At 45.2% G+C, this 8,479-nt stretch carries 6 protein-coding genes; 3 read left to right on the forward strand and 3 right to left on the reverse strand.

What is annotated here, in order from left to right; all coding sequences use genetic code 11:
• Positions 1-235: 235 nt before the first annotated feature.
• Entirely contained in the window at positions 236-1,639 is a 1,404-nt protein-coding gene (locus tag QUB64_RS32480) for a tyrosine-type recombinase/integrase (RefSeq protein ID WP_333278679.1), read from the reverse strand.
• Positions 1,640-2,084: 445 nt separating this feature from the next.
• Between QUB64_RS32480 and sppA the strand changes: the two genes are divergently transcribed.
• A complete protein-coding gene (gene sppA / locus QUB64_RS32485; RefSeq protein ID WP_333278682.1) occupies positions 2,085-3,905 on the forward strand; it encodes a signal peptide peptidase SppA in 1,821 nt (606 codons plus the stop codon).
• A gap of 379 nt (positions 3,906-4,284) precedes the next feature.
• Here the strand turns inward: sppA and QUB64_RS32490 are convergent, their stop codons facing one another.
• Entirely contained in the window at positions 4,285-4,554 is a 270-nt protein-coding gene (locus QUB64_RS32490) for a GlsB/YeaQ/YmgE family stress response membrane protein (RefSeq protein WP_333278684.1), read from the reverse strand.
• A 462-nt stretch (positions 4,555-5,016) separates the two neighbouring features.
• On the opposite strand from QUB64_RS32490, the gene QUB64_RS32495 reads away from it, so the two are divergent.
• Positions 5,017-6,204: a tetratricopeptide repeat protein gene (locus QUB64_RS32495; protein WP_333278686.1), complete on the forward strand. Its 1,188-nt coding sequence runs from the start codon at positions 5,017-5,019 to the stop codon at positions 6,202-6,204.
• A 346-nt stretch (positions 6,205-6,550) separates the two neighbouring features.
• Here the strand turns inward: QUB64_RS32495 and QUB64_RS32500 are convergent, their stop codons facing one another.
• On the reverse strand, positions 6,551-7,264 hold the full coding sequence (locus tag QUB64_RS32500; protein WP_333278689.1) for a carbonic anhydrase: 714 nt from the start codon (positions 7,262-7,264) through the stop codon (positions 6,551-6,553).
• 215 nt (positions 7,265-7,479) lie between these two features.
• On the opposite strand from QUB64_RS32500, the gene QUB64_RS32505 reads away from it, so the two are divergent.
• Positions 7,480-8,295: an MOSC domain-containing protein gene (locus QUB64_RS32505; protein WP_333278691.1), complete on the forward strand. Its 816-nt coding sequence runs from the start codon at positions 7,480-7,482 to the stop codon at positions 8,293-8,295.
• The last annotated feature ends 184 nt before the right edge of the window (positions 8,296-8,479 follow it).

The following is an 8,479-nucleotide window of genomic DNA, read 5'->3' on the forward strand; positions in this document are numbered from 1 at the left end:
GCCTCTGAAGCTATTATGTCGCTTCTGCAAAAAATCGATGGAACCGCACCTATCGGGTAAAGTTTTGTTGTAGCATACATATATTTGGTTCGCGCCTTTCCCCCCTTAATAAGGGGGGGATTTGTTGTAATCATTAATGTTAATGATTAATATTAATAAGTGAACGAGTGTGTAAAAGTATGATCGTAAAATAGGCACAAAAAAACCACCTTCTTAGAGGTGGCTAGAGATGGAGTTAGGGTTGATTTAGTTCAACTTCTTTGTTGATCCCCAAGTAGTGCCTGAGAATGACTTCTACACTATTCTCGCAAGCGTGAGCCAATAACATTAAGGCTGATGTATCACCCTTGTTAGCCCATGCCGTGAGAGTGATGTAAGTGTGACGAGTATGGTAGGGGGAGAGGTAACTACTAATTTCGCCTTCCTCTACCAGTCGAGCCACTACACCGGGATAAAAAACGGTTTCATCTTGTTTGTTGACGTTGGTGTACCCCATCCACAATTGAGATTGACGAGTGCTGGTATATGTCTGCCCTTTTTGTTGTTTAAAAACTAAATCGTTAGTTTTTGGATCTGCGGGCTTAATTCGTAACAACAAATCCCTCAGCCGAGGGTAGAGCTTGAATATCCTGATCGAGTTGTTCTTGGTGACTTTGACTTTCTTGATAGAGGCTGAATAACTTTTACCAAAAAAGATAATATCATTGTCGAATTTGATATTCCCCCACGTTAAAGCAAAAGCTTCGCCGGGCCGACAACCTGTGAGGAACAGGAATTCAATCAAAGGTGCAATTTGACGTTCGGGCGCATTACTTGAATCGTAGAACGCCTTAATGATGATGTCGCGTTCATTCTTGGTAAAAGCACGTTTATCTGCTTCTAGTGTAGATTCATTTTTTGCGTCCGCTACTTCCCACCATTGAAGTATGTTACCGCCTGAGTTCATAACAGGCTTGTACTTGTCTCTAGTATCAGCTTTCAAGGCTTTAGTTAGCCCATAAAAGGGGCTAGCGGTTAACTTTGTTTTTCCTGATGATTGAACACGTAAAAACGCTTCATTTAGGGCTGCTATCAGTCCTTTTTTAGTCTCTTCTGCCAATGACACGGCTGATACAAAATCAGCCATATCAGCGCTCAAAAGACAATTCCAAAAGGTAATTTTGTCAACTAGGCAGCGCTTAATGCTATTCGTAAAGGTGCTGCAATACTTGGCTCGGAATGTACTTTCCTCTATCTGCCCCTCTTTCCAAACTAGGTATTCCTCCCACATCTGACCCACGGTCATTTCGGGTTCAGGTTGTACCGTACCAGGCAGTTGAAGTACATCAGCTAGTTTAGCATATTTGCCCCCTCCCAAGCCATATTTAGCAAGGGTGGGGTCAAATAGCTTTTCCCACTCTGGATGGTCTAAATCAGCTTCCATTGCGATCGCCAATTGCGTCGCCCGCTTCCAGTCCTCTGGTGTATCAGAGTAGCCATATTTGCCTATTCCTAAGCACTTAGGCTTACCCTTGAGTGATTTACCGTCTAGTAGCTCCCACAGGGTGCTATGGCGCTTGGGGAAGCGCAAGGCGAGTGACTTTTTGTCAGAGTAAACAGATACATCACAAACAGACTGAGCTTTGTTCTGAGCTTTCATGGCATTTCTCCTGAAACTATTGATTTGTCAAGGTTCGGGTTTTTCTAGATTTATTCTAGATTACTCCGCTCTGGATATTAATACTAATGATTAGGAATAATAGCTGTAACTAGCATAGCACTTAAATGTTTCAACTTGGCTCAGTTGAAACATTCTGGGGTTTGGGAAAGGTTAAGATAAAAGTATGTCAGTTGGCAGTTGGCAGTTGGCAGTTGACAGGAAAGCAGTTGGCAGTTGGCAGTAGTCAGTAGTTACTGATTATTGGAAGAGATTAAAAAATAAGAAATAAGAAATAACAACTGCCAATTACTAACTGCCAATTACCAAATGTTAATAATTACCAACAGTCAACTGCCAACCGTCAACTATCAACTGTCAACTGCTTTCCTGTCAACTGCCAACCGTCAACTGTCAACTGTCAACTGTCAACTGACTAATTATCTAAATGAAAGATTTCCTAAAATATACTTGTGCAAGTTTGCTGGGAACCTTCCTCGGATTGTTGCTGCTGGGCGGCATCGGATTGGGAGGACTGGTACTGCTAATTGCTCTGGCGGCATCGTCGTCTAAAGATTCAGGCCCGCAAGTTAAAGATAAGTCTGTATTGGTATTAGACCTTTCTTTAAATATCACTGACAGCAAACCGAGTCGCAGCACGAGCGCGGCGATTCAAGAAGCGCTTTCGGATGAATCCGGCGATGCTGTGACGCTGCGGACTGTTTTAGATGCGATCGAATCTGCGAAAAAAGACCCCAAAATCGTTGGGATGTATCTCGAAGGCAGTTCGGATGCCAGCAGCAGCGGGTTTGCTAATCTCAAGGAAGTTCGATCGGCATTACAGCGTTTCCGAGATGCCAAAAAACCCATTTTTGCTTACGAAATGGACTGGAGCGAGCGAGATTATTACCTCGGTTCCGTTGCAAATACAATTGCTATCAATCCTTACGGCTCCCTAGAACTCAACGGTTTTAGCAGTCAAGCCATGTTTTTGACCGGTGCTTTCGAGAAATACGGCGTGGGAGTGCAAGTCACTCGCGTCGGTAAATACAAGTCAGCCGTTGAACCGTTTTTGCTCAAAAAAATGAGTCCTGAAAATCGCCAGCAAACCCAAAAACTGCTGGGAGATATTTGGGGCGAATACCTAAAAACTGTCGGGCCGAGCCGCCAATTGACCGTTCCCCAACTGCAAGCGGTGGCAGATAATGGCGGAACTTTGATGGCTGACGAAGCTCTCAAAGGCAAGTTAGTTGATAAAGTTGCCTACTTTGATGAAATTGCAGCCGAACTCAAAAAACTAACAGGAACCGATGGAGAAGATAAATCTTTCAAGCAAATAAGTTTGAAAAATTACGCGAGAGTTGCTGAGAGTAAAAACTCAACTCGCGCTAACAAGAAAAATCAGATTGCTGTCCTTTACGCCGAGGGTGAGATTGTAGATGGCGAAGGCGGCCCGACTCAAGTAGGAGGCGATCGCATCGCTCAAGAAATGCGGAAAATCCGAGAAAATGACGACGTAAAAGCAGTAGTTTTGCGCGTTAACAGCCCCGGAGGCAGCGCGACGGCGGCGGAAGTCATCGGGCGCGAAGTCGCGCTGACGGGCAAAAAAAAGCCAGTTATCGTGTCGATGGGCAACTTAGCAGCTTCCGGTGGCTATTGGATTTCGATGGGTTCCAGCAAAATCTTTGCCGAAGCTAGTACGATTACGGGTTCGATCGGCGTTTTTGGAATGCTGTTCAACGCCGAAAAGTTAGCTGCTAACAACGGCATCACTTGGGACGTGGTGAAAACCGCCCGCTTTGCGGATACTAACACGGTTTCCCGCCCCAAAAATCCTCAAGAATTGGCGAATATTCAGAAAATAGTCGATCGCATTTACGATCGATTTATCACCAAAGTCGCCGACTCCCGCAAACTGCCGAAAAACAAGGTGCAAGAAATTGCTCAAGGCAGAGTTTGGTCTGGTATCGCAGCGAAACAGTTGGGTTTAGTGGATGAAATTGGCGGCCTAGAAGATGCTGTTAGAGAAGCGGCTAAGCAAGCTAAACTAGGCGACGATTGGCAGTTAGAAGAATATCCAAAACGCCGCAGTTTGGAAGAGCGAATTTTGGAAAGAATTTCCGGCGTTCACGTGTTAAAACCAGCCACCAAACTCGACCCGCTGACGGCAGAAGTTAAGAAAATGCAAGATGAATTGGCTGTTATCAAGTCGATGAACGACCCGCAGGGAGTTTACGTTCGCTTGCCTTTCAATTTGCGAATTGATTAACTTTACCCTTGAGTCTGCGGAGGCAGACTTCGTTTGTATAGCAGCGGTTTCAACCGCCGAGTCCGATGAAATAAACCAGGTTCGTAGTGAGGACTTTAGTCCTTCTTGAATGCGGACTGAAGTCCTCACTACGAACCAATAATCTAATTATAGCGATCGCAACGGGGGTTATTAGACAAAATTGCAAAAATACCTGGGACGGGCAAGATGCCCATCCCACAAAAAGTTTTTTCTCTTGTGGGATGGGCATCTTGCCCGTCCCAAAATTTGATTGAAAGGACTTTTGCAAGAGGTCTATTGACTGAAAAACCCGGTTTCTTCAAGAAACCGGGTTTATGAATACCCTAAAAAGCGATCGACTAGGAATTGGCAATATTTATTATGCTGCACGCTGAGTCAACAATCCCCAGATGAAAAGTACCACGATCGCACCGATGACGGCAAAAGCTATGCTCGGTAGAGTTAATGCTCCGAAGGAAGCTCCCGCGCTAGTTCCCACAAAGACTTGACCTAAATAACCTCCCACTAGCGCGCCGATAATTCCTAAAACTGTTGTTGCCAGAAAACCGCCGCCTTGGTGTCCCGGATAAATGGCTTTCGCGATCGCACCGGCAATCAGTCCTAAAACAATCCAAGCAATAATTCCCATTTCTGTTTCTCCTGAGTGCTTAACTTTTGTCTGCCTTGTCTTATGTTCTAAGAATAGCAACTGATATCCCGTCCTTTCCTCTACCGTAGGGATGAACCGAAAGTGGTAGAATTTATCATGAATCGTCCTAATTTAAGGCTTTTTAATATATCAAAAGAGTTATTGAAGAACGCACAACTAAGAATGCAGAACGCAGAACGCACAACTAAGAACGAAGCCTTTAATTATCTAGGATAGAAGGCTTTATTTATTTAGGACAGAAGCAATCGACTACTCATGGAAAGTGCAATTTCAGAACGTCCTAACCGTTGGGTGCGGTTGGTATAAGCCAATTTTTATACGGAAGAAAGGTAGTTAGGCTCAAAGCCGAAGGGCAATAGGAGAAATTTTTCTGGGACTTTTTGTGTTTTACTGGTAAAAAAAATTACAATATTTCTGTCAAATTAGGAAAGTTAGCCCCCGATGAATCTGACACTGTGCACGATCGTCAAGAATGAAGAAGCAACACTGGCGCGGACTTTGGACAGCGTGAAGGGTGTTGTTGACGAAATTGTGGTGGTAGATACCGGTTCTGGCGATCGCACCCGTGAAATAGCCCGAGCATCCGGGGCGAGGGTTTATGACTTTGAATGGTGCGACGACTTCGCAGCGGCGCGCAACGAGTCTCTGAAGCACGCCCAGGGCGACTGGATTTTGGTGTTGGATGCCGATGAGGTGCTAGTACCGGAGATTGTACCTCAAATCAAGCAGGCAATTAAGAGCGATCGACTGCTGCTAATCAATCTCATCCGTCAAGAAATCGGCGCATCTCAATCTCCCTATTCCCTCGTGTCGCGCTTGTTTCGCAATCGCCACGACATCCGCTTTTCTCGCCCATACCACGCCATGGTAGACGACAGCGCGGCTGAGATTTTGCAGCGGGAACCGCAATGGAAAATCGCTTCTCTCCCCGATGTGGCGATTTACCACTCTGGTTATCACAAAGATGCGATCGCCGCAAAAAGCAAATTCCAAAAAGCTCAAGCAGCAATGGAACGCTATATAACTTATTATCCAAACGATGCTTATGCTTGCAGCAAATTAGGCGCGCTGTACGTAGAAAGCGGGCAAATCGGGCGGGGAATTAATTTATTAACTAGGGGATTGACTGCGGCGACAATTGATGATTCTATTGCTTATGAACTCAACTATCATTTAGGAATTGCTTACCGCCAGCAACAGCAGTTTGCCAAAGCAAAAGAACACTATCAAGCAGCAATTAATACAAATGTTTTTCCAGCGCTGAAGTTGGGCGCTTACAACAATTTGGGCAATTTGCTCAAAGATGAAGGAGATTTGCCAGCAGCAGAAAAAGCTTACAAAGCAGCCTTAAAAATTGATCCCAATTTTGCAGCAGGTCACTACAATTTAGGACTGACACTGAAAGCAACCGGAAATTTGGTAGATGCGATCGCCTATTACCGACAAGCCATTAAACTCGATCCCGAACACGCCGAAGCCCATCAAAACTTGGCAGTAGCGCTGCTGAAAATTGGCAAAATGCCCGAAAGTTTAGCAGAATTCAAAAGAGCGATCGCTCTTCACGAACAGCGCCGCCCCTTTGAAGCAGAACGACTGCGCCGGGGACTGCAAGAAATGGGTTTGATGTAAACTGGCAGATATACTTTCTCGTTAAGTAGGTCATTTGTAGGGGCAATCCTCGGTAGTTTCCCATCGCTCCCAGAGGGGTAGGCACGGCGGGTCACATTGGTCTCAAATTAATATCAAACGTAGTTCCAGCCTGCTGTCTTACGATTAACCCCTCGATCCCCCCGAATTCTTGCCCCCTACTCCCCCTTAACAAGGGGGGGACAGGAGCGTCAAAGTCCCCCTTTTTAAGGGGGATTTAGGGGGATCGGGACTAGGCTAAAAGCGAGATTTATCAAGGGCTTTAGTCTTAAGTTGACACCAATGACGGGGGCATCAACCCTACAAATTGATAAAAATACCAACAAAATCAAGCAATTATCTCTACTTTTCCGCTGTCCAAATCGTAGCGCCCCCCAACAACTTTCAGCTTGCCCGCTTTGACTGCTTCAGCTAAAATAGGTGACAAGGATTTTAACTTCTTGACGTTCATTTTCACATTAGCTCTGACTGCATTATCCCAGGCATCGCCCAATTGATTTTTTGTACTATCAACGGCTGGTTTGATTGCCGCCACCAAACTGCCAATGTGACCCGGAACCGGTTTGCCATCTAAAGCCGCTTTCACAGCACCGCAGCGTTCGTGACCCAGAATTACTAATAGCGGCACCCCTAATTCTAGTGTGGCATATTCAATATTGCCGAGAACCACATCGTCGAGAAAATTTCCCGCTACTCGGATATCAAATAAATCCCCTAATCCTTGGTCGAAAATAATTTCCGGAGCCACCCGCGAATCAGAACAAGCCAGGATGGTAGCAAACGGATGTTGACCCTTTGCTACTTCTGAAATTCGCGATCGGCTTTGGTCGGGAAAAGTCCGTTTTTGGTCAATATACCGCTGATTCCCGTTCATCAATTTCTTGAGTGCGGCGTCAGGAGTGATATTTGAGACTGCTCCTTCTGCATAGGCCGGTTCAGTTTTGAACAGCCCTGGGGCCATGGTTGCCACCAGCGCTCCTGCACCTGACATCCAGATCGCACTCCGCCTCGACATCTTGCCTATTTTTTTTGAGTCGGTCATTGCTTGCAACTCGGTTAATTGTTTTATATTTATTAGTATAATATTGAGCCCCAGCCCAGCAAAATTTCTTTACTTTTTCTTTACAAGTAGCTGCTAAATATAAACTCATAAAAAATCGCCCCTTGTAATTTCATGGAATTAACTGCGGTCATCATTCTGCCTGCGGAGGATGCTATAGTGTATCTAAAACAACAATTATTTATCAATGAATCACAATGTCTTACGTCGCCAGCATTCATATCTATCCGGTCAAGTCCCTTGACGGCATAGCTGTCAGTCAAGCTAATATTCTTGCTAGCGGAGCTCTAGCAGGCGATCGCTCTTTTGCCATCTGCGATCGAAAAGGAGAACTTGTTAACACGAAGCGCAACAGCGGAGTCCCTTTTCTGCGCTTATCCTTTGACATAAAAAAGAGAATTGCCGGTCTGAAAATTCAAGACACAGAACAAGAAATCTTTTTTCATGTAGATCGAGAACGCCCAGGGATAGAATATTGGTTGAGCAACTACTTCGGTTACCCCGTCAAGTTAATTGAAAACTTGCTCACAGGCTTTCCCGATGATACCGCCGCACCGGGGCCAACCATTATCAGTACCGCAACAATTGCCGAAGTTGCATCTTGGTTTCCGAGAGTTTGCGTTAACGAGATGCGGCATCGCTTGCGAGCTAATATTGAAATAGGAGATGTCCCGGCTTTTTGGGAAGACCAACTTTTCGGAGCAGCCGATGAAGTTGTCAGATTTAAAATAGGGCCAGTAATCTTTGAAGGGATTAATCCCGCTCAGCCCTGTATCCTATCTACGCGAAAGTCGGCGGCGAAAGAAGCTTATCCCTATTCAAAAAATGTACTAATAGCTAAGCAGAATGAAATCATGCCTGACTTGGTAAAAAAAGGGCATTTAAATCACTTTAGTCGGCTGATTGTTAACACGCGAGTGCCACTTCAAGCAGCAGGAAAAATAGTACACATAGGAGATGAAGTTCAAATTCTCAGCGTCAGCAAATCCCTATTTAATACCATTCCTGATTAGTTCAAAAAATTATATTAGGAATTGAATTCCTCACCGATCGCTAAATCCTTCTGACTTAAACGTCGCAATGACGGCAGGACCAATGCCCAATCACCAATGCCCAATCACCAATGCCCAATGCCCAATGCCCAATGCCCAATGCCCAATGCCCAATGCCCAATGCCCAATGCCCAATGCCCAATGC

This window comes from Microcoleus sp. Aus8_D2, assembly GCF_036702665.1.
Classification (GTDB): domain Bacteria; phylum Cyanobacteriota; class Cyanobacteriia; order Cyanobacteriales; family Microcoleaceae; genus Microcoleus.

Bases quoted from the DNA above. Each gene is read 5' to 3' on its own strand.
- QUB64_RS32500 (WP_333278689.1), bottom strand. From the start codon at position 7,264: ATGACCGACTCAAAAAAAATAGGCAAGATGTCGAGGCGGAGTGCGATC.
- sppA (WP_333278682.1), top strand. From the start codon at position 2,085: ATGAAAGATTTCCTAAAATATACTTGTGCAAGTTTGCTGGGAACCTTC.
- QUB64_RS32490 (WP_333278684.1), bottom strand. From the start codon at position 4,554: ATGGGAATTATTGCTTGGATTGTTTTAGGACTGATTGCCGGTGCGATC.
- QUB64_RS32495 (WP_333278686.1), top strand. From the start codon at position 5,017: ATGAATCTGACACTGTGCACGATCGTCAAGAATGAAGAAGCAACACTG.
- QUB64_RS32480 (WP_333278679.1), bottom strand. From the start codon at position 1,639: ATGAAAGCTCAGAACAAAGCTCAGTCTGTTTGTGATGTATCTGTTTAC.
- QUB64_RS32505 (WP_333278691.1), top strand. From the start codon at position 7,480: ATGTCTTACGTCGCCAGCATTCATATCTATCCGGTCAAGTCCCTTGAC.